15 protein-coding genes and 1 tRNA gene are annotated in these 19919 nt (G+C 65.3%); 2 read left to right on the top strand and 14 right to left on the bottom strand.

What is annotated here, in order from left to right; translation table 11 throughout:
• Nucleotides 1–2: 2 nt before the first annotated feature.
• Together BRA471DRAFT_RS19755 and BRA471DRAFT_RS19760 are read right to left on the bottom strand one after the other, a co-directional pair.
• A complete protein-coding gene (locus BRA471DRAFT_RS19755) occupies nt 3–692 on the bottom strand; it encodes an ABC transporter ATP-binding protein (RefSeq protein WP_035975025.1) in 690 nt (229 codons plus the stop codon).
• 38 nt (nt 693–730) lie between these two features.
• A complete protein-coding gene (locus BRA471DRAFT_RS19760; RefSeq protein ID WP_007610425.1) occupies nt 731–1981 on the bottom strand; it encodes an efflux RND transporter periplasmic adaptor subunit in 1251 nt (416 codons plus the stop codon).
• A 231-nt stretch (nt 1982–2212) separates the two neighbouring features.
• Here BRA471DRAFT_RS19760 and BRA471DRAFT_RS19765 point away from each other — a divergent pair, with 231 nt between their 5' ends.
• Nucleotides 2213–3436: a glycosyltransferase gene (locus BRA471DRAFT_RS19765; RefSeq protein ID WP_007610426.1), complete on the top strand. Its 1224-nt coding sequence runs from the start codon at nt 2213–2215 to the stop codon at nt 3434–3436.
• A gap of 223 nt (nt 3437–3659) precedes the next feature.
• On the opposite strand, the gene BRA471DRAFT_RS19770 is transcribed toward BRA471DRAFT_RS19765, so the two are convergent.
• From BRA471DRAFT_RS19770 to BRA471DRAFT_RS19780, 3 genes are all read right to left on the bottom strand, one after another.
• Nucleotides 3660–4523 (bottom strand): integrase arm-type DNA-binding domain-containing protein, encoded by an 864-nt coding sequence (locus BRA471DRAFT_RS19770; RefSeq protein WP_050992646.1) that lies wholly within the window; start codon nt 4521–4523, stop codon nt 3660–3662.
• 239 nt (nt 4524–4762) lie between these two features.
• Nucleotides 4763–4852 (bottom strand) — tRNA-Ser (locus BRA471DRAFT_RS19775).
• Between the two features lie 196 nt (nt 4853–5048).
• A complete protein-coding gene (locus BRA471DRAFT_RS19780) occupies nt 5049–5375 on the bottom strand; it encodes a hypothetical protein (RefSeq protein WP_035969507.1) in 327 nt (108 codons plus the stop codon).
• A 516-nt stretch (nt 5376–5891) separates the two neighbouring features.
• On the opposite strand from BRA471DRAFT_RS19780, the gene BRA471DRAFT_RS19785 reads away from it, so the two are divergent.
• A complete protein-coding gene (locus BRA471DRAFT_RS19785) occupies nt 5892–9302 on the top strand; it encodes an autotransporter domain-containing protein (RefSeq protein ID WP_007610429.1) in 3411 nt (1136 codons plus the stop codon).
• Nucleotide 9303: 1 nt separating this feature from the next.
• Here the strand turns inward: BRA471DRAFT_RS19785 and ilvD are convergent, their stop codons facing one another.
• From ilvD to BRA471DRAFT_RS19830, 9 genes are all read right to left on the bottom strand, one after another.
• Nucleotides 9304–11154 carry a dihydroxy-acid dehydratase gene (gene ilvD, locus BRA471DRAFT_RS19790; RefSeq protein ID WP_007610431.1) on the bottom strand — a complete coding sequence of 617 codons (1851 nt, stop codon included), beginning with the start codon at nt 11152–11154 and terminating at the stop codon, nt 9304–9306.
• Nucleotides 11155–11435: 281 nt separating this feature from the next.
• Nucleotides 11436–12296 carry an ABC transporter permease gene (locus tag BRA471DRAFT_RS19795; RefSeq protein ID WP_007610432.1) on the bottom strand — a complete coding sequence of 287 codons (861 nt, stop codon included), beginning with the start codon at nt 12294–12296 and terminating at the stop codon, nt 11436–11438.
• Nucleotides 12293–13222, bottom strand: a complete 930-nt coding sequence (locus tag BRA471DRAFT_RS19800) for an ABC transporter permease (RefSeq protein ID WP_007610433.1) — start codon at nt 13220–13222, stop codon at nt 12293–12295. Before BRA471DRAFT_RS19800 ends, BRA471DRAFT_RS19795 begins: the two co-directional genes overlap by 4 nt.
• Nucleotides 13222–14214 (bottom strand): ABC transporter ATP-binding protein, encoded by a 993-nt coding sequence (locus BRA471DRAFT_RS19805; RefSeq protein WP_007610434.1) that lies wholly within the window; start codon nt 14212–14214, stop codon nt 13222–13224. Before BRA471DRAFT_RS19805 ends, BRA471DRAFT_RS19800 begins: the two co-directional genes overlap by 1 nt.
• Nucleotides 14211–15194, bottom strand: a complete 984-nt coding sequence (locus BRA471DRAFT_RS19810) for an ABC transporter ATP-binding protein (protein ID WP_007610435.1) — start codon at nt 15192–15194, stop codon at nt 14211–14213. Before BRA471DRAFT_RS19810 ends, BRA471DRAFT_RS19805 begins: the two co-directional genes overlap by 4 nt.
• A 3-nt stretch (nt 15195–15197) precedes the next feature.
• Entirely contained in the window at nt 15198–16835 is a 1638-nt protein-coding gene (locus BRA471DRAFT_RS19815) for an ABC transporter substrate-binding protein (RefSeq protein WP_007610436.1), read from the bottom strand.
• A 29-nt stretch (nt 16836–16864) separates the two neighbouring features.
• Nucleotides 16865–17680: a sugar phosphate isomerase/epimerase gene (locus BRA471DRAFT_RS19820; protein ID WP_007610437.1), complete on the bottom strand. Its 816-nt coding sequence runs from the start codon at nt 17678–17680 to the stop codon at nt 16865–16867.
• Nucleotides 17681–18145: 465 nt separating this feature from the next.
• Nucleotides 18146–19414 carry a DUF1236 domain-containing protein gene (locus BRA471DRAFT_RS19825; protein WP_007610439.1) on the bottom strand — a complete coding sequence of 423 codons (1269 nt, stop codon included), beginning with the start codon at nt 19412–19414 and terminating at the stop codon, nt 18146–18148.
• A 92-nt stretch (nt 19415–19506) separates the two neighbouring features.
• A complete protein-coding gene (locus tag BRA471DRAFT_RS19830) occupies nt 19507–19911 on the bottom strand; it encodes a GrlR family regulatory protein (RefSeq protein WP_007610444.1) in 405 nt (134 codons plus the stop codon).
• Nucleotides 19912–19919: the final 8 nt, after the last annotated feature.

The raw sequence follows: 19919 nt of genomic DNA on the forward strand, positions 1-19919 counted from the left end.
ACTCACTCAAGGCGCTGCTCCACCAGGTAAGAAAGCTCGCCCTTCTCCAGATGCATGATGCGCTTCGCATGCGCCGCCGCGCGGCCATCATGGGTCACCATCACGATCGTCTTGCCCATCTCGCGGTTCAACCGCTGCATAATTCCAAGCACCTCCTCCGCGGACTGCCGGTCAAGGTCGCCCGTCGGCTCGTCGGCCACCAGCATCGTCGGGTCGGTGACGATCGCCCGCGCGATCGCCACGCGTTGCTGCTGTCCGCCCGAGAGTTCCGAGGGCAAATGTTTGACGCGATCGCTCAGGCCAACGAGACTGAGCGCGAGTTGCGCGCGGTCTCGGCGTTCGCGCCGCCTTAGGCCGGTGAGCGTGAGAGGCAACTCGACGTTCTCCAGCGCTGTGAGCACAGGCATCAGATTGTAGAATTGGAATATGAAGCCCACGTTCGCCGCGCGCCAGTCAGCGAGATCGGCTTCCGGGAGGCGCGTGATGTCCTCGCCACCCACCTTGATCGAGCCGTGATCTGGACTGTCGATGCCGGCGATCAGGTTGAGCAGTGTCGACTTGCCCGATCCGGACGGGCCCATCAAAGCGAGGAACTCGTTACAACGGATGTCGAATGTGAATTTAGAAAGGACCGGGACGATCTGCCCACCGCGCCGGTAGCCCTTGCTGACGTCGCGCAGCGCGATGAGCACATCTTCCCCGGTCGGCGCCTCGGAGACGCCAGTTATGCTCACTTCGTGGCCTGCTTGACTGCGCGCCCATCAACAAGATCCTCCGGCGGTCGGATCACCACTCGTGTGCCGGCCTTTAGGTCACGTACCTCGATCTGGTCGCCCACCTTCATACCGAGATCCACAGGCTGCAGACGGGCTTTGCCATTCTCGACGACGTAGACCTGCTGTCGTCCACCCTCCTCAACGACGGCCGCCATCGGCACTGCAAGAATAGGCTTGCGCTCTGACTCGGCGAGTTCACGATCGAGGAAGGCCACCTTTGCGCTCATTTCCGGAAGCATCCGCGAGTCGCGCTGCTTGAACCGGATCTTCACGAGGGTTGACGCCTTGGCGCGATCCACAGTTGGGACCATCCGGCTAACCACGCCCTCGAAGCGCTCGGCGGGGATAGCGTCCAGCTGGATCTCCACCGGTTGCCCCACATGGATGCTCAGGTACGACGACTCCGCCACGTCGGCCTCCACTTCAAGCGAGTCCATGTCGGCAATGGTGACGACCGCGCCCTTGGTGTCGACCGCCTGCGAGAACGGTGTGATCGTGTCGCCTACGTTGGCGTGCCGCGTGAGGACAACGCCGTCGAAGGGCGCTCGGATAAGGGTCTGGCCGACGGCAACGTCGGACACACGGAGATTGGCTTGCGCAGCGGCGATGGCGGCCCCGTAACCGGCAAACGCTGCTCGCGCCTTGGCGAGGCGTGCCTCAGCGGTTTCGCGCGTCGAGTCGCTTATGATGTTCTTCTCGCCGAGGGCCTCGGAGCGCCTGAACGCGATTTCCGCTTGGGTGAGCTCCGCCCGCCCCTGGGCGAGGTTGGCTTCCGCAACCTGCACGTTAGCGGCTGCCTGGTCGCGCATCGCCTGCGTGTCGCTGCTCTCGAGCCGGGCGATCACCTCACCCTCCTGCACCTTGCTGCCTTCGAGTACGCCCAGCCACTCGAGACGGCCTGTCGCCTTCGAGGCGACGGATGCCTTGCGTTGCGCAACGACGTACCCGGTCGCGTTCAACAGCGTCAATGCTTGTGATGGATAGACGGAGTAGATGACCGCCGTCTCGACGACGATCTGCGCATGCCGGCGCCACGCCCACGTTCCGACCCCAATGCCGACAAGCATGGCGAGGAGAAGTACCCGCACCAGGATGCGGCGCAATCGGCTGCGGCGCCCCGAGCCGGCGCTACGGTCGATCGCTAGCGCGGATAGATCGGAGGCGGCGGGTACGCCATCGCTCAGGGTTTGGGGCAGAGACATCATTTTATCATCAATTTCCGAGCAATCCGCGCAGACTATGAAGAAAATATCTCGTTGAGAAAGCCGTAAGCCATGCGCTGGACGACTGTCAATTAGCATTAAAGGCGGCTCTTGACATCCACGTGTTCTGCTCTTCTCTAAGCTCTGAAACAAGCCGACGGCGCCCACACCAAAGCGATTGCTATGACTTGAAACTGCGAAAACCGGAGCGCGATTATTAAGTTCACCGTCGCAGTGCACGGGACACGGGGAGACATCGAACCCGCCGCTGCCGTTGCACGCGAGTTGCAGCGCCGCGGTCATGAGATCAACATGGCCGTGCCTCCCAATCTCGTTGGGTTCGCTGAGTCGGCTGGCTTATCTTCGGTGGATTCTTACGGCCCGGATTCCCAACAGCAACTAGAGGCGGAGATTTTCCACGACTGGTTCAAGTTGCGCAATCCCATCAAGGTCCTGCGGCAGGCTCGAGAGTACCTCACCAACGGCTGGGCCGAAATGAGCGAGACTCTCACCAGGCTGGCAGTCGGCTCTGATTTGATACTCAGCGGAACGACTTATCAAGAGGTCGCCGGCAATGTGGCCGAGGCCCAAGGGGTCCCCCTTGCCGCCCTGCATTACTTCCCCGTCAGGGCGAATAATCACATGCTGCCGGTTCAATTGCCCCCGAGTTTGATCGAGCCCTTGTGGTCAGTCGCCGAGTGGTCGCACTGGCGCCTATTGAAGCCGGCCTACGATGAACAGCGTCAGACCTTGGGACTTCCGGAGTCCAAAATTCGTGCCGTGCGCCGACTCGTCGCCTATGGCGCGCTGGAGATTCAAGCCTACGACAAGGTGTTCTTTCCCGGGCTTGAGGAGCAATGGGGCTGGAAGAGACCTTTGGTCGGCGCGATGACCCTGGAATCCGCCACGCATTCCGACGCGTCCGTGCGTTCCTGGATCGGAGCTGACCGCCCGCCAATTTACTTCGGGTTCGGCAGCATGCCGGTCGACAAACCGGCCGAGACCATTGCGCTGATCATAAACACGTGTCGGGAGCTCGGCGAACGCGCGCTGATCTGTTCGGGAGTCTTGCGCCTTGAAGGCAGAACTCCCACGAAGGACGCCATGATGGTGCCTTCGGTCAACCACGCCGAGTTCTTACCGCGCTGCCGGGCCATCGTTCACCATGGCGGCGCCGGCACCACTGCCGCCAGCGTGCGATCCGGCGTCCCAACTCTTGTGCTCTGGGTGGGCGCCGACCAGCCGGTGTGGGCTACACAGATCAAACGCCTGGGGGTCGGCACCTCGCGTCGTTTCTCCACCATGACGCGGGAGACCCTTCACGATGACCTGCGGACCGTTCTCGGGTCACGATGCGCCGCTCGGGCGCGCGAGGTGGGCAATCAGATGACACCGCCGACCCAGAGCCTGACAACTACCGTAGCCCTCCTCGAACGGCTGGCCGCTAAGCGCGCGTGATGTCTGCCTGTACCTCGCCGAATGAGCAGCAGGCCGGACGCGAGCGAACAGGAGGGAATGGCAACCGTCGCATCCCGAGCCGAACTCGTACGTCTGCTGGAGGACGATGTCTCCCATGGTGATCTCACCGCCGACTTGCTGGAAATTAGCGAGGCCGCCGGTGTCATGGCGTTCACGGCCCGTGCGCCCCATGGGGCTAGCGAACATCTTCGTTCAATCACCACTAAGCGGAAACGACGTCGAAGCTTTGCTCATCGTCGTTCGCGCGCATACCGTCGAGGACCGACAGCGCCGGATCCGTCAAGGGAACGTGGTGGTCCTGGTCCTTCATTCGTTCGCCGGGGATTTTCCAGGTCGAGCCCGGCCGATCGATCTCAGACCAATGCGCTTCGACCGCCTCGTTGGTGCGACACCCCGCGAGGATTAAGAAGCGCAGCATGGCAGCGGCAGTTCCGGGCGCGCCGGCAAGGAGCTTCATGAAGGCCGGCGCTTCGGAATAAGGCAACGCCGGATGATGCCGAACCACCCGCTTGGCTCGTTTTGGCAGCTTCTCGCGCAACTGCCTTGTGATCTCTGCCGGATTACGGAAGTCCGGATCGTCGATATCGACGTTCTTCGCAATGATCGTTTCAATTCGGCCGCGGACGCGGTTCGCAGTCTCGCGCTTCTCTACCCAGATTGGCTTCAGAAGGTCGTGGATGTGACTCGGTTTGATCTCCGGGATGGTCAGCTTGCCGATGGTGGGATAAGCGTAGCGCTTGAGCGAGGACGGCCACTGGTCGCGATGCTTCTCGCTCCAGGTCGACCAGTTCGTCCGGATGTAGGCTTCCGCGCACTCCTCGAAAGTCGATAACGCCTCTTTTGTTTCGACGGCTTTCGTTTCTTCGCGTTCCTTTCGCCTCTCCTGGACGATGTCCACGCCAGCGGTGCTACGATCGCCTCTCACGCGCAGACGGGCTGCATCTCGGGCCAGCCGCGCATCCCTTAACGACACATCCTTGAACGAGCCGAGGCCGTGCCAACGCTCCTTGCCGTCTTTCCAATATCGATAGGACCAGCTCTTCGAGGTCGGTCCGTTGACGATCAACTAGAGACCCCCGCCGTCGGCATATTTGCCGGGCTTGTCTTGGCGCTCAGCGTCAAGTGGTTTCAGTCTTCCAGCCATCGTTCCTCCGAGAAAATCGTCCTCCGAACCCACGGTCTAAAGCTACGGTCAGCATCCCGATTAGGGAGAACACCGACGAACTGCGAATTACAGATCTTCGGCGCAAGTTACTGAATTTGCTGTGGAGTTCGAACGACTGCGAACAGTGGAAAACAATATACTGGCGGAAGGGGTGGGATTCGAACCCACGGTACCCTTGCGGGCACGCCGGTTTTCAAGACCGGTGCCTTAAACCACTCGGCCACCCTTCCAAGTCCGGAATGGCTGTCGCTTAACGTAGTCGACGGCGCATGGCAACGCGAAGTTGGCGCCCACCCCATCTCGCAGGGCGTCGCTGATTGCGAGGCCCGGTTTGGATCGCCTCCGTCCCGGGGCTCGTTTGCTGTCCTCAAACGAAAACGGCGCCCCAAGGGAGCGCCGCTGGAAACTCTTCGTAGCCTAGTCAGCTCAATAGCCGCCGCAGGACGCACACCCCATCTGCACCGGCGCGTAATACGAATACCCCGGCTGGACCATCTCGACGCGCTGGCGCGTGGCGTATTGCGGCGGGATGCGCTCGTACTGGACGCTCGGCGGCGCCACCATCACGGTCTGCGGCACCATCACGGTGCGGTACTGCGCCGGCGCGCGGTGCGCCACGACGGCGCCGGGCGACACCATCACGGTCTCGTCGACGGTGCGGTATTGCGGCTGCACGTATTGCTGCTGGTAGCAGGTCGTGCACGGCGGCGGCGTGTAGCAATTGTAGCAGCCGGCGGAAGCAGCGCTCGTCATGGAAATCGCAGCGACGACGGTCGAGAAAACGACAGCGAGAGTGCGAGACATTATTGTGGTGCCCCAATTGCCCGAAATGGATTTGCGAAGGTCGCATCAGTATACGCCGCCAAATTCTGAGCTGCCGAAGTTCGTCGGGGCATCCTTAATGCAAACGGCCGGCGTGCGCCGGCCGCTAAGGACTCGTTGACCATTCGGGCGCGCCTGTCGATCGGTCGAGCAATGGTCGCGGCTCGCCGACGACGATCATGGGCCGCCCTGGCGCATCCGCAACGCCCGATCAGATGTCTTCCGCTGCCGCTCGCGCCCGGCCGGTCTCGGCGCGGGTTGGCGTTGCCGCCGGATCACACTCGCCGGAAAATCCGCCAACAGCCCCGGGGTGTGACCGCATCTTGTGCATTTCTCGCGCGTTGATTGCATCGCGTCCTGCTGACGCCCGTAGCCGGATTTGCCATAATTCGTGGTTGGGAATCACTGCCAGTTACTTAAGCGAACCCGCCGGCAGGGGATGGAAGGATGCATCATCGACCAGTGTCACGGCGCCACCAGCGCGCCTTGAGCGGGAAGCTCGGCCTCGGCAACAGGCGCGCCCTGCTCGCCAGCACGGCCTTCACGGGCGCATTCATTGCCGTCATTGCCGGGCATCCCGGCAGCGCGCTCGCCGCCTGCGCCGTCACGGTGGGTCCCAACACAGTCACCTGCAACAGCACCGTCACGACCAACACCACGAATACCGACGCCGCAACGGCGTCGTCAGTCGACCGCTCGCAGGCATTCAGCGCGGGGCCCGTGAGCGCCACGATCAATCCGGGCCAGACGGTCAGCGGTTATGGACTTGCGATCAGCGCGAACGGTGCCGGCATCAACGTCGTCAACAACGGCGCCGTGACCACGACCCAGGCCGTGCACGCGCTCGACATCAGCACCAGCACCGGGAACATCGTTTATTCGGGCAACGGCAGCGCCAGCAATACGGCCGGCTCCGGCATCGGCCTCAACATGAACACCAACGGGGCCGGCACCATCACGATGGGGACGAGCGGAACTCCCGTCACGCCGAACTTCCAGGGATCGACGGCCATGCAGCTCATCGCGGCCAGCTCGATCAACATGACCCTGAACGGAGGCTCGCTGACGACGCTGTCGTCCTTCGGCGATGGCGCCCTGATCAGCGGCGGGGACGTCTCCGTCGCACTGACCGGCAACGGCGCCATCGTCAACGCGAGCGGCGCTACCGCGGCCAGAGGTCTCGACGTCTTCGGCACCGGGACCATGACCGTGACGTCGAATGCGACCATCGGCGGCGCCAGCGCCGCCACGTCGTTCGGCACCGGCATCCTCGCGATAGCGACCGCCGGCAGCGGCGACGTCACAGTCAATCAGACCGGTGGCACGATCTTCGCGACAAACTTCGGCATCAACGCGAGCAGCGGCGCCACGGGATCGGGCTCCGTCATCGTCAACACGGCGTCCGGCAGCGCGATCGCGCTCACCGATCCGGCGGCGAGCGGCATCGACGCCAGCACGAACGGCACCGGTGCCGTGACCGTGCACCAGGCTGGCGCGATCACGGGCGGCGCCCTCGGCATCAATGCCGTGATCTTCAACGCCGCCAATTCTCGCGACATCACCGTCACGAGCAGCGGCACGGTCGATGCTACATTCACAGGCATCAACGCCGTCACCGCGGGAGCCGGCAACATCAACATCATGACCTCAAGCACGATCAACGGCCCCTTCGGCGGCGGCATCGTCGCAAACGCGGTAGACGGCCGCATCACCGTGAACGTGAATGCCGGCACCGTCCGCGGCAGCGCCGCCGGCTTTCTCGCCCCAGGCATCGCGGCGACCGCATCCGGCAGCGGCGGCGCCACCATCAACATCGCGGCGGGCGCGACCGTCACCGGGTCTCAGTTCGAGGGCATCACGGTCAGCGGCACGAACAACGTGATCAACAATTTCGGCACCATCAGCGGATTCGGCGGTGTCCGTGCCACCGGCGCGACCACGATCGTCAATGCCGGCACGATCGCGAGTTTTTCCGAGGGGGTCCGGTTCGATAGCGCCGGCAGCACGTTGGAGATGCAAGGACCCAACGCCACTCTCACCGGCCAGGTCGTCGGCAGCGGCTCCGATACGATCCGTTTCTCCGGCACCGGCTCCAACACATTCGATGCTAGCCAGATCGACGCCGGCTGGGGGCTGATCGACAAGACAGGCTCCTCGAATTGGGCGCTGACCGGAACGTCGACGACAACCGCATTCGTGACGGTCAACGGCGGAACCTTGTCGGTCAACGGCGACATCAGCTCGACCGGCGGCGTCACGGTGAATGCCGGCGCCACGCTGGGCGGGATCGGCACGGTGTCGTCCACCATCATCAATGCCGGCGGCTCGCTTGCGCCCGGCAACTCGATCGGCACGCTCACGGTGAGCGGTAATCTGACCTTCGCCGGCGGCGGCAATTACGTGGTCGAGGTCTCGCCGGCCACGGCGGATCGCACCAACGTGACCGGCAACGCGACGCTCGCCGGCACGCTCCGCGCCATCGGCACCGGGGGAACCTACACGCCGGGCACGCACTACACCGTCATGAATGCAGCAGGCACGCTCAGCGGCAGCTTCGGCGCGCTGGCGATCTCGGGCAATTTCGGCGTTACGCGGCCGCACGTCGAATACGACGCCAACAACGTCTATCTCGTGCTTGATCAGGCGCTCGTCTCGCCCTTCCTGATCAACGGCACCCGCAACCAGGTCGCGACGGCGGGAGCGGTTGATGCCGCTTTCCTCGGCGGCAGCGGCGCATTCTCGGCGCTGATTGGCTTGACCTCGCCGCAACTCAACGCCGCGCTGGATCAGCTTTCGGGCGAGGTGCACGCCTCGACGGTCGGCACGCTGGCGAATGACAGCCTGGCGATGCGCGGCGCGATCCTGGGACGGCTGCGGCAGGCCTCGTATGGAGGCGACATCGACTCCATGGCCGCGCTGTCGTTCGGCGGATCGCAGACCGCGTTCGCCGCATACGCGATGGAGAGCGCACTCGCCTACGGCAAATCGCCGATTGTGACGAAGGCGCCGATGGCGCCGCCGCGAGCGATCTCCGACACCGTGTTCTGGGCCCAGGGATTGGGCGCCTGGGGCACTTTCAATGGCGATGGCAATGCAGCCAGCGTGCGGCGGGATCTTGCCGGCTACATCAGCGGCTTCGACACCCGCGTCGGCGGTACTGGTCGCCTCGGCATGGCGGCGGGCTATACCGGCAGCAAGAACACGCTTGACGGCCGCGGCGCCTCCAACGTCGACACCGCCCACATCGCCGGCTACGGCGGATGGCGGTTCGGCAGCATCAACCTGCGCGGCGGCGGCGCCTATGCGTTCCACACGATCGACACCGATCGGCTGGTGAACATCGTCGGCTTCGCTGATCGCCTGACCTCACGGACTGACGGCAGCACCGGGCAGATCTTCGGCGAGATCGGCTACGGCGTCGCATTCGGCAAGGTTGCGTTGGAGCCGTTTGCCGGGGCTGCCTGGGTGCGTGTGCACACCGATGCCACCGCCGAACTCGGCGGCCCGGCGGCGCTGAACGTTGCGGCGCAGACCTTCGAAACCGGCTATGCGACGCTCGGCGGGCGCGCCGCGACCTTCGTGCCGCTGGCGCACGACATGACGCTGATCCCCCGCACGACCGTCGCCTGGCAGCATGCATTCAACAACGTGACCCCGGCTGCCGTGATGGCGTTCCAGGTCGCCCCGGCCCCGTTCACGATCGCGGGTGTGCCGGTTGCGCGCGACTCGCTGCTCGCGGAGGCGGGCTTCGATCTTGCGATCGGCCGACACATCACGGTCGGCCTCTCCTATGTGGGTCAGATCGGCAACACGGTCACCGATCACGCCGCCAAGGGCAAATTCTCCTGGGCGTTCTGACCTAGCGCGAGCGGCGCTTCACCTCGCGCACCGCGCCGCGCGCGGCGCTGGTGGTGAGCGCAGCGTAGGCCTGAAGCGCGGTCGAGACATTGCGCTTGCGGCCGATCGCCTGCCAGGCGGCATCGCCCTTCGCCTCTTCCGCGGCGCGGCGCTTGGCCAGCTCCTCGTCGGAGACCTCCAGCGTGATGCTGCGGTTCGGGATGTCGATGGCGATGCGATCGCCGGTCCTGACCAGACCGATGTTGCCGCCTTCGGCCGCTTCGGGCGACAGATGGCCGATCGACAGGCCCGACGAGCCGCCCGAGAAGCGTCCGTCGGTGACGAGCGCGCAGGCTTTGCCGAGGCCCATCGATTTCAGATAGCTGGTCGGATACAGCATCTCCTGCATGCCGGGGCCGCCGCGCGGGCCTTCATAGATGATGACCACGACCTCGCCGGCGACGACCTTGCCGCCCAGAATGCCTTCGACCGCCGCGTCCTGGCTCTCGAACACGCGCGCGGGGCCGGAGAATTTCAGGATCGAGGCGTCGACGCCGGCGGTCTTCACGATGCAGCCGTCCTGCGCGAGATTGCCGTAGAGCACGGCGAGGCCGCCGTCCTTGCTGAAGGCGTGATCGAGGTTGCGCACTACGCCCTTCTCGCGGTCGGCATCGAGCTCGTCGTAGCGGCGCTCCTGGCTGAACGCGACCTGGGTCGGGATGCCGCCGGGCGAAGCGCGGAAGAAGGTGCGGACGGACTCGCTCTTGGAGCGCTTGATGTCCCAGCGCTCCAGCGCGTCGCTCATGGTCGGCGCGTGCACGGTCGAAACCGACGTGTCGATCAGGCCGGCGCGGTCGAGCTCGCCCAGGATGCCCATGATGCCGCCGGCGCGGTGCACGTCCTCGACATGGACGTCGGCGACCGAGGGCGCGACCTTGCAGAGCACGGGCACGCGGCGCGACAGCCGGTCGATGTCCTGCATGGTGAACTTCACCTCGCCTTCATGGGCGGCGGCGAGAAGATGCAGCACGGTGTTGGTCGAACCGCCCATCGCGATGTCGAGCGTCATCGCGTTCTCGAACGCCTTGAAGTTCGCGACATTGCGCGGCAGCACGCTAGCGTCGTCCTGCTCGTAGTGGCGGCGCACGATATCGACGATGGTGTGGCCGGCCTCGACGAACAGGCGCTTGCGATCGGCGTGGGTCGCGACCACCGTGCCGTTGCCGGGGAGCGCAAGACCAAGCGCTTCCGTGAGGCAGTTCATCGAATTGGCGGTGAACATGCCCGAGCACGAGCCGCAGGTCGGGCACGCCGAGCGCTCGATCACCTTGACGTCCTCGTCACTGACCTTGGAGTCGGCGGCCGCGACCATGGCATCGATCAGGTCGACCGCCTTGGTCTTGCCCTGCAGCGTGACCTTGCCGGCCTCCATCGGTCCGCCCGAGACGAACACGGCGGGGATGTTGAGCCGCAGCGCCGCCATCAGCATGCCGGGGGTGATCTTGTCGCAATTGGAGATGCAGACCATGCCGTCGGCGCAATGGGCATTGACCATGTACTCGACGCTGTCGGCGATCAGCTCGCGCGAGGGCAGGCTGTAGAGCATGCCGTCATGGCCCATGGCGATGCCGTCGTCGACCGCGATGGTGTTGAACTCTTTCGCCACGCCGCCGGCCTGCTCGATCTCGCGGGCGACGAGCTGGCCGAGGTCCTTCAGATGGACGTGGCCGGGCACGAATTGGGTGAAGGAGTTGACCACCGCGATGATCGGCTTGCCAAAATCGCCATCCTTCATGCCGGTCGCGCGCCAGAGGCCGCGGGCGCCCGCCATGTTGCGGCCGTGGGTGGTGGTGCGGGAGCGATAGGCTGGCATGGCGGTTTCCGTCCTCGGGTTTGGCTGGCCGGGCGCGGCAAATTTTCGAAGCCGCCTCAGGCGTTTCCGGCCGGATAGCGCACGGGGGGAACGCGCGCAACGGGAACTTGGGCCGGACAGGGCTCCCCTGCTCCCGGCGCGGGGACTCTCACCTGCCCCGGACGCGGCGCAGCGTCTCTTCGACGGTGCGCTGCAGCGCCGGGGCCCATCTGGCAGCGAGTGCTATGGCCTCCTAGGTCCCGGCTCGCGCTTCGCGCGTCCGGGACACGAGAGCTGAAGTCCTATTGCAGCTCGGGATCGAGCCGGTCGCGCAGCCAGTCGCCGATGACGGAGACCGCCAGCGTGGTCACCACGATGGTGGTGGCCGGCGCCAGCATGATCCAGGGCGCCCGGGTCAGGTACTCGCGGCCGTAGCCGACCATGTTGCCGAGGCTTGTCATCGGCGGCTGCACGCCGAGGCCGAGGAAGGACAGGCCCGACTCCATCAGGATCACCTCGGGAAAGACCAGCGTGGTCGAGACGATCAGGGTCGAGGCGATGTTGGGCAGGATATGACGGAGGTAAATCCGCGCCGGCGTCGCGCCGAGCTGGCGGACCGCCGCCGCATAGCCTTGCGCATTGGCCGAGATGGCAAGGCCCCGCGCGATCCGGGCGTAACGCTCCCACCCGAAAAACCCCATCAAGCCGATCAGGAGCGGCAGCGAATTGCCGAAAAATGCGAGCACCGCGAGCGCCAGGATCAGGAAGGGCATGCTGGCCTGGAAGTCGGACAGCATCAGCACGAGCTGCTCGACGGGCCCGCGGAAATGCGCGGCGAGGAAGCCGAGCGTGGTGCCGACGATGGCCGAAATGGCCGTCGCGCCGAAGGCGATCAGGAGTGAGATGCGGATCGACACGAGCAGCCGCGACAGCACGTCGCGGCCGAGCTCGTCGGTGCCGAGCCAGTGCGCGACATTGCCGGGTGCAGCGAGACGGTTGCGCAGGTCGAGTTGGGTATAGCCGTAGGGGGCGATCTTCTCGGCGAAGGCCGCGATCACCAGCATCGCGACGATCCAGCCGATCTCGATGGCGACCGAGACCGGGATCGCCGGGAGGCTCATGCGGCGGCGGACGCCCGCGTCCTTCAGCGTGGTGTCCGTCATGCATGCGCTCCTTTGGCACGCAGCCGCGGGTCGAGGAAGCCGTAGAGGAAGTCGACGATCAGGTTGGAGGTGACCATGGTCATCGCCACCAGCAACAGGATGCACTGCACGACCGCGAGGTCGCGGTTGGCGACTGCGACGACGAGCAGGCGCCCTACCCCCGGCCACGAAAACACGCTCTCGACCACGACCGCGCCCGCGATCAGCGTGCCCACCATGAAGCCCAGAATGGTGACGGTCGGAATCGCCGCGTTCGGCAGTGCATGCGACGTCACGACTTTTCGCCACGGCACGCCCTTCGCCGAGGCGGTGCGGATATAGGGCTGGCCCAGCACCTCCAGCATGGCGCTGCGGGTGAAGCGCGCCAGCACCGCGGCGCCGCCAAGGCTGAGTGTCACGATCGGCAGGATGGCGTGACGCCAGCTGTCCTGCCCGCCCGAGGGCAACCATCCGAGTTGCACGGCAAAGACCAGCACGAGCAGCAGCGCCAGCACGAAACTCGGCACGGTGAAGCCGGCGACCGCCGTCATCATCACCGCGCGGTCGATTCCGGAGCCCCGGTGCAGCGCCGCGTAGATGCCGGCGGGAATGCCGAGCGCGACCTTGAAGAAGAAGGCCGGCAGCGTCAGCGCCAGCGTTGCCGGAATCCGCTCCATCACAAGCTCGATCGCAGGCCGCCCGTCACGCATGGAACGGCCGAGCTCGCCCTTGGCGATCGCGCCAAAATAGTCGAGATACTGAAACCAGATGGGATCATCGAGACCCCACGCCTTGCGGAAGGCGGCGAGGACCTCCGGCGGTGCTTCCGGTCCCAAAATCATCAACGCGGGATCGCCCGAGAGACGCAGCACCACGAAGGCGAAGGTGACGACGAGCACGATCGTCAACGCCGCGCGTCCGATGCGAAGGGCGAAATAGCGTCCCATCACGCCGCGTCCCGCGTCTCGACTTGCGGCCCCGTCACGAGGTGGCAGGCAACCTGCCTGTTGCCACCGACGTTCGACAGCGCTGGCACGTCGCTGGCACAACGCGCGATCGCGCGCGGGCAGCGCGGATGGAAGGCGCAGCCCTGGGGACGCGCCGCCGGGTTCGGCGGGTCGCCCGCCAACACGATGCGGCCTGCGCTGCGGCGACCCGGCGCGGGCGATGCAGACACCAGTGCCTGGGTATACGGGTGCTCCGGCCGCGCGAACAGATCATCGGCGCTGCCGATCTCGACGATGCGGCCGAGATACATCACGGCCACCACATTGCTGATCTGCCGGACGACCCGCAAATCGTGGCTGATGAAGAGCAAGGTCAGCGCAAGCTGCGCCTGGAGATCGGCGAGCAGATTCACCACCTGCGCCTGGATCGAGACGTCGAGCGCGCTGACCGGCTCGTCACAGACCAGGAAATCCGGCTTAGTCGCCAGCGCCCGCGCCAGCACGATGCGCTGGCGCTGTCCGCCGGAGAGCGCGCCCGGATAGCGCGCACCATGTGCGGGTGTCAGTTCGACGGCGCGCAGCAATTCGCGGACACGCTCCTCGCGCTCGGTGGGCGTACCGAGGCCGTGAATGTCCAGAGGCTCGCGGATTTGGGCTGCGACCGGCAACCGCCGGTCCAGCGCCCCCAGCGGATCCTGAAAGATCATCTGCATGTGCGCGCGTTGCGCACGCCATGCAGTCGTTCCGGGCTTTGCCATCGGCTCGCCGTCGAACCGAACCTCGCCATGGTCCGGTCGCTCGAGGCCGAGCACGATGCGGCCGGTGGTCGATTTTCCCGAGCCGGACTCGCCGACGAGGCCCAGCGTCTCGCCCTTGCGGATCGTCAGCGACACGCCATCGACCGCATGCACGGCGGCACTTCGGCCGAACATCCCGGAGCGCATGCTATAACTACGCGAGATTGACGACACGTCGACGAGGGGACCGTTCATTCGGCAGCGATCCCGAGCAGCGCGCGACGCGAAGCCTCGGCGCGGACGCAGGCGACGGCGCGATCCTCCGCGATCGGCGCAAGGGTTGGGGCCACACGTCCGCACGGCGCCTCTGCGAGCGCACAACGCGGCGCGAAGGCGCATCCATCAGGCATCCTCGCGGGATCGGGGACCGTTCCGGGAATGGCGGTCAGGCGGCGCCTCGGCCCGTCGAGCGGCGGCAACGCGCCGATCAGGCCCTGCGCATAGGGATGGACGGGATCGGCGAAGAGCTGGTTCGCCGGCGCTTCCTCGACAATGCGGCCAGCATACATCACGGCGACGCGGTCGCAGTTTTCCGCGACCACGCCGAGATCGTGGCTGATCAGGACCATCGCCATGCCCATCTCGCGGCGGATGGTCGAGAGTAGTTCCAGAATCTGCGCCTGAATCGTGGCGTCGAGCGCCGTCGTCGGTTCATCCGCGATCAGCAGGTCGGGATTTCCGGCGAGCGCCATCGCGATCATGATGCGCTGGACCTGGCCACCGGAAAATTCGTGCGGATAGGCTTCGAGCCGGCGCGCCGCGTCGGGAATTCCGACGAGATCGAGCAGCCGCCGCGCTTCCGCTTTCACCGCGCCGCCCGAGAGATCGCGATGCAGCGCCAGGGACTCGCAGAGCTGCCTGCGGATGGTCAGCACGGGATTGAGTGCGCTCGCGGGATCCTGGAAGATCATGGCGGCGCGCCCGCCCCTGATACGGTCGAGCTCGGCGGCGGGCGCACCGAGGATCTCGCGACCGTCGAGACGAACGGAGCCCGAGACGCGGGCATTCCGCGGCAAGAGGCCGAGGGCCGCAAGCCACGTCACCGACTTGCCCGATCCGGACTCGCCGACGAGGCCAAGGGCCTCCCCCTTGTGCAAGGCGAGATCGACACCGCGCAGGACTGGCACGCCGTGGAAGGCGACGCTGAGGTCCTTGATGCTGATCAGCGGCGACACCGATCAGGCCTCGAAATTGCCGGCGCGGAAATCCATCGCGAAGGCCGGCGACGCCTTCCACTTGATCGACTTCGGCTTGGCCGTGAAGGTCGCGTTCTGGTGCAGCACCGTATAGGCCGGGTCTTCGCGCTCGGCGATCTCCAGCATGCGGCGGAACGCCGTCTTGCGGGCGGCCCGGTCGATCGAGGTTTCCAGGAACTCCGACAGCGTGTTCAGCTCGGCATTGGTCCACTCGCCGATCTGCTGCTGCTGGCCGTTGGGGCCATGCTGGGCAACCAGCGACGACACGGGATCGTTGAAGGCGGCCGAGTTCGACCAGTCGCGCACCGCGCGGGTCGGCGCGCGTTCCATGATCTGGGACCAGTTTTCCTTGGTTTCGATCTGGACGTTAAGGCCGACCGACTTCCACATCTCGATCAGAACCTGCGCGGTCGCGACCTGGTTGGTGTAGTAATTGTTGAGCAGGCGATAGGGAATGGGATCGCCCTTGTAGTTGGCCTGCTTCAGCAGGTCCTGCGCCAGCTTGGGATCGTAGGCCGGCACGTTCCAGTCGGCATTGAACATGTCGCCGTAGAACTCCCACTGCAGGCCCTTCGGGACGCGGGTGCGCCCGGCCCACAGGCTGTCGACGATCGCCTGGCGGTCGATCGCGTGGGTGAAGGCGCGCCTTACAAGCGGATTGGCGAGTTGGGCGTGGTTCTTGTCGAATACGGTCAGACGATGATTGAGGATGGTGCCGCCCTGCACTTCAAAGGCCGCGTTCTTCTCGATGCCCGCGATCTGGTCCGGCGGGATGTCGCAGGCGAACTGATACTCGCCCGAGAGCAGCCCGTTGATGCGGCTCGCGACCTCGGGCACTTCGAGGAAGCGGATGCGCTTGAGCGGTGGACGGCCGCCCCAATATTCGTCGTGGGCTTCCAGCGTCAGCGACACGTCGGGCTTGAGTTCGACGACCTTGTAGGGACCGGTGGTAACAGGCTTGCGCGCCCAGTCGAGATAGCTCGCGGATTCAGCCCAGGCGCGGCGGTTCGCGATATCTGAGCCGTAGCGCGACAGCCGACCCTCGATCGTGACGTCGGGCGTCGCGTTGTAGAAGCGCACCGTGTACTTGTCGACGGCATCGACGCGCACGAGGTCCGGCCAGATCCGGCGCGCGACCGCGGGCACGTCCGGCGGCAGCTCCTTGCCCGGCCGCGGCGTCGGGATCTTCTCAAAAGCCTGGATGGTGCTGCGGCTCTTGGCCTCGCTCTCACCGAACATGCGCTCGCGGCTGAACGTGAAGACGACGTCCTCGGACGTCAGTTCGTCGCCATTGTGGAATTTGACGCCCTGGCGCAGCTTCACCTCGACAGTCTGGTCGTCGATACGGCGCCACTCGGTGGCAAGCCCCGGCACGGCCTCCAGGCTGCCGCGCCAGTTCTTGGAGATCAGGCCTTCCCAGATCGAGGAGAAGAACACGCGCTCGCCGACATTGGACTGCTCGCGCAGCACGTCGAGCACGTTCGAATTCGTCACCTTCTGCACGGCAATCGTCACCGAAGGACGGTTGTCGGCCTGCGCGATGGCAAAACGCGGCAGCAGCAGCGTGCTTGCGGCAGCGCCGCCGGATTTCAGGATGGTGCGACGGGTAAGCTTGCTCATGACGGGAACCCCTGCCCTGGATGATGCGGTTATTCGGCGAGACCAAGCGCGGCGAGATGGGCTGCGCCGGCGCGGACGTCGTCGTGATTGCGAAGTTCGAGGATCAGCCGGGGGTTGGAATTCAGCCGGCCCAGCGCGCGGAACACTGCGACCCACGGGATATTGCCTTCGCCCGGGGCCCAGTGCCGGTCGGCAAAGCCATCGGTGTCCTGCAGGTGGACGTGCGTCAGCATGTCGCCGGCGGTTTCGACGTAGTAATCGACCGGCGGCGCGCCGGTGGAGATGTGTGCGTAGTTGGCGTGACCAGTGTCGAGGGAGACGCGCACCTTGCTGCTTTCGAGCGCCTTGGCGAGACGCACGCGATCGCGCGGATCCTTGTCCTCGATGTTCTCGATGACGATCTCGCAGCCGATGGTTTCGGCGCGCACGATCACCTCGGCCAGTGTCGCCTTGACGCGTTCGACGAGATTGCCGCGATTATCCGGATAGAGGTCGAGGTTGTTGTGGTCCCAGGTCGTGAACGGCGAATGGATCACCATCTGCGTCGCGCCGAGAAACTCGGCGGCTTCGAGGCCCTGAAGCAGGCGTTTCGTCACGACTTGGCGGATCATCGGGTCGTGGCTCCCGATCGCGAAGCCCCAGAACGGTCCGTGGATGCCGAGCCGGCCGGTGTGACCTGAGAGCATCTGCTTGATTTCGCTAGCAGCACTTCGCCAGTCGCCGTCGAGCAGATCCGCGCGAAAGAAATCCTGAATCTCGAGATCGCGCTGCCGTTCCAGGAGCCAGTCGCGGTGCGCGGGGATCGATTTGATGGACAACGCGGCGCCCAGTACCGGCTTTGACATGGCTTGCTCCTTTGACCGTCAGCGATCACGGGAGCAGCGCTAGACCAGTTCAATGACAGGCCGGTGAAATGCAGGTTCCGCAGCGATGAGGAGGTGTGGACATCCCCGCGGTCGCGTGCATCGAATTCAGGCACAGCGAGTGCGGCGCGTGCAGACGCATGCATCCGCGCGCGGATCAAGCGCGTTCGAGTCCGTAGTGATCCGGAATGGAATCCTATTTCGATGTCGCGTACATCGCGGGACATCGATCGGCGGCCTTCCAAGGGCATCACCCTCTGATCGCGCACCACGGGGTTGGGGGACCACATGGGGCGGGGGGATCAAAGGCTGGGGCAAGGTTACGAGGTCCGGACTCCTAGGCACTCCGGACCTCGGGACTTTCTAGATTGAACGTGATTTCGCGCCGCCGGCTTGATCAGCCGTGCGGCGCGAAGTCGTTTTAGCGTCGTTATGCCGACACGGGCGCTAGCGCGTCTGCGGCTCGATCGTCACCGTGCAGTCGCCCTGCCCTTGCGTCGCGACCACGATGTTGCCCGCGGGAGCACCGAGGGCGATTGGCGCGGACGAGCCGCCGCCGGGCATCTGGACAGTCACGCTCAGGGAATCGCTTCGCGCGGTCGAGCCTACGGTCGAGGGTTCTGCCTGGGCCACATTGCCCGACGCGTCACGCCGCATAATCTGGCAGTTCACATTGCTGCCCCCGGCGGCCGCCATGCTCGACGAAGTGCCGCCGCTCATTTGGGCGCGGGCTCGCGATGGATCGCGAGGCACCTGGCTCACGATGCGGTGCGTCCGCGGCTCCACAATGACAACGTCGTCACCGGTCGTGAAGTATTCATAGTCTCGATATTCGGGCTCGATCGAGACGATCTCGGGCGGAAGCCTGTGGAGGCGCACGCGCGAGGGAATGGTCTCGCCGACACGGATCGAGATGTTCAGATTGCGCTCCGGCTCCGCCAGGTGAGCACGGCTCACCGTTTCGGAGATCCGCACCTGCTTCTCGGACGAGACCTGCGTCTGCTGATTGGTTTGCGTGTTGGTCTGGGTCGTCTGGTTGGCTTGATTGGTCTGCGTGCCCGAATTGACAGGCGCGGTCTGCGCATTGTTGGTCGGGGCCGTCCGGTTCGTGTCGGTCGCGGTGGCCGGCCGGTTGTGCTGTTGGGCGGACGGCTGCTGCTCAGCCGCGTTGCGCGGCGGCTGGGTCTGGTTGCGCTCGTTCTGGTTGGCCGCAGCTCCCGTGCGCTCGTTCTGCTGGCCAGACGTACCGGATTTGGACTTCTCGGACTCCGCCGTTGATTTCTGCGGCGCGGACTTGTCCTGCTTCGTCTCGGCGCTACTCTTGCTGTCGCGTCCCGGTTTCGTGCTCTCCGCCTCACGGCTGCGATCGCGCGAAGGCTCGCGGGAGGGCTCGCGGGAGTCTTGGGCCTGATCCTTCGACTTCGGCTGGTTGCGCTCTGCAGAACCGGCCGGCTGGCGCTTATCGTCACTCGCCTCCTGCTTGGCAGCGCCGCCCTTCTCCTCGCGGCCAGCGCCCTGCAATCGCTCCTGGGCGCCCTGCGCGCGCTCTTGAACACGTTCCTGGGCGCCGCCGCCGCGCTGCGGCGCAGCGCCTTTCGCCGGCTCCTCGGTCCGTCTCGGCTCGTCCCTCCGCTCACCGGGCGCCTGGGCGTAGGCGATGCCCGAAGCAAGCATCAGTCCGATAGCTGCGGTCGATAACATCAAGTGCTTGCGCATGGTCCCTCTCCTCGGAAATTCGCAACAACAGACGCGAACGTTCTGTGGGTGCGAAGGTTCCTGATCAGGAACGAGGGACGATCACGCGGGTCTCACATCTCGGGCGGGTCTCGCATCGGGTCCTTCAGCGTGAGCCGCGCCGTGAATGTCACGCTGGTCTTGCCAACCAGCGCCATGCCTTCAACCTCGGCGCCGTCGGCGGAGTAGTCGCCCGAAAAGCCGCAGGTCACTTCCCTGCCGCCGAACGCGAGTGGCTTGCCGACGGCCTCAGTGTGCTGATTGACGGTCATGTCGCCGCGCCATTTGCCGTTCCGGAAGGTGTAGCTGCCGGTGTAGTAGAAATAGCTGTCGCCGCCCATGATGCGGCCGTCGCAGAGCACGACGACGCCTTTGGCCTGGCCACGCTTGCCGTCGCGCATCTCAATCTCAAAGATGTAGAGGCCGTTGAGGACCTTCTGTGGGTTGCCGCCCTGCTCGGGCCCATCGCCGGCCGACATCGCTCATC

The organism is Bradyrhizobium sp. WSM471 (assembly GCF_000244915.1).
Taxonomy (GTDB): Bacteria; Pseudomonadota; Alphaproteobacteria; order Rhizobiales; family Xanthobacteraceae; genus Bradyrhizobium.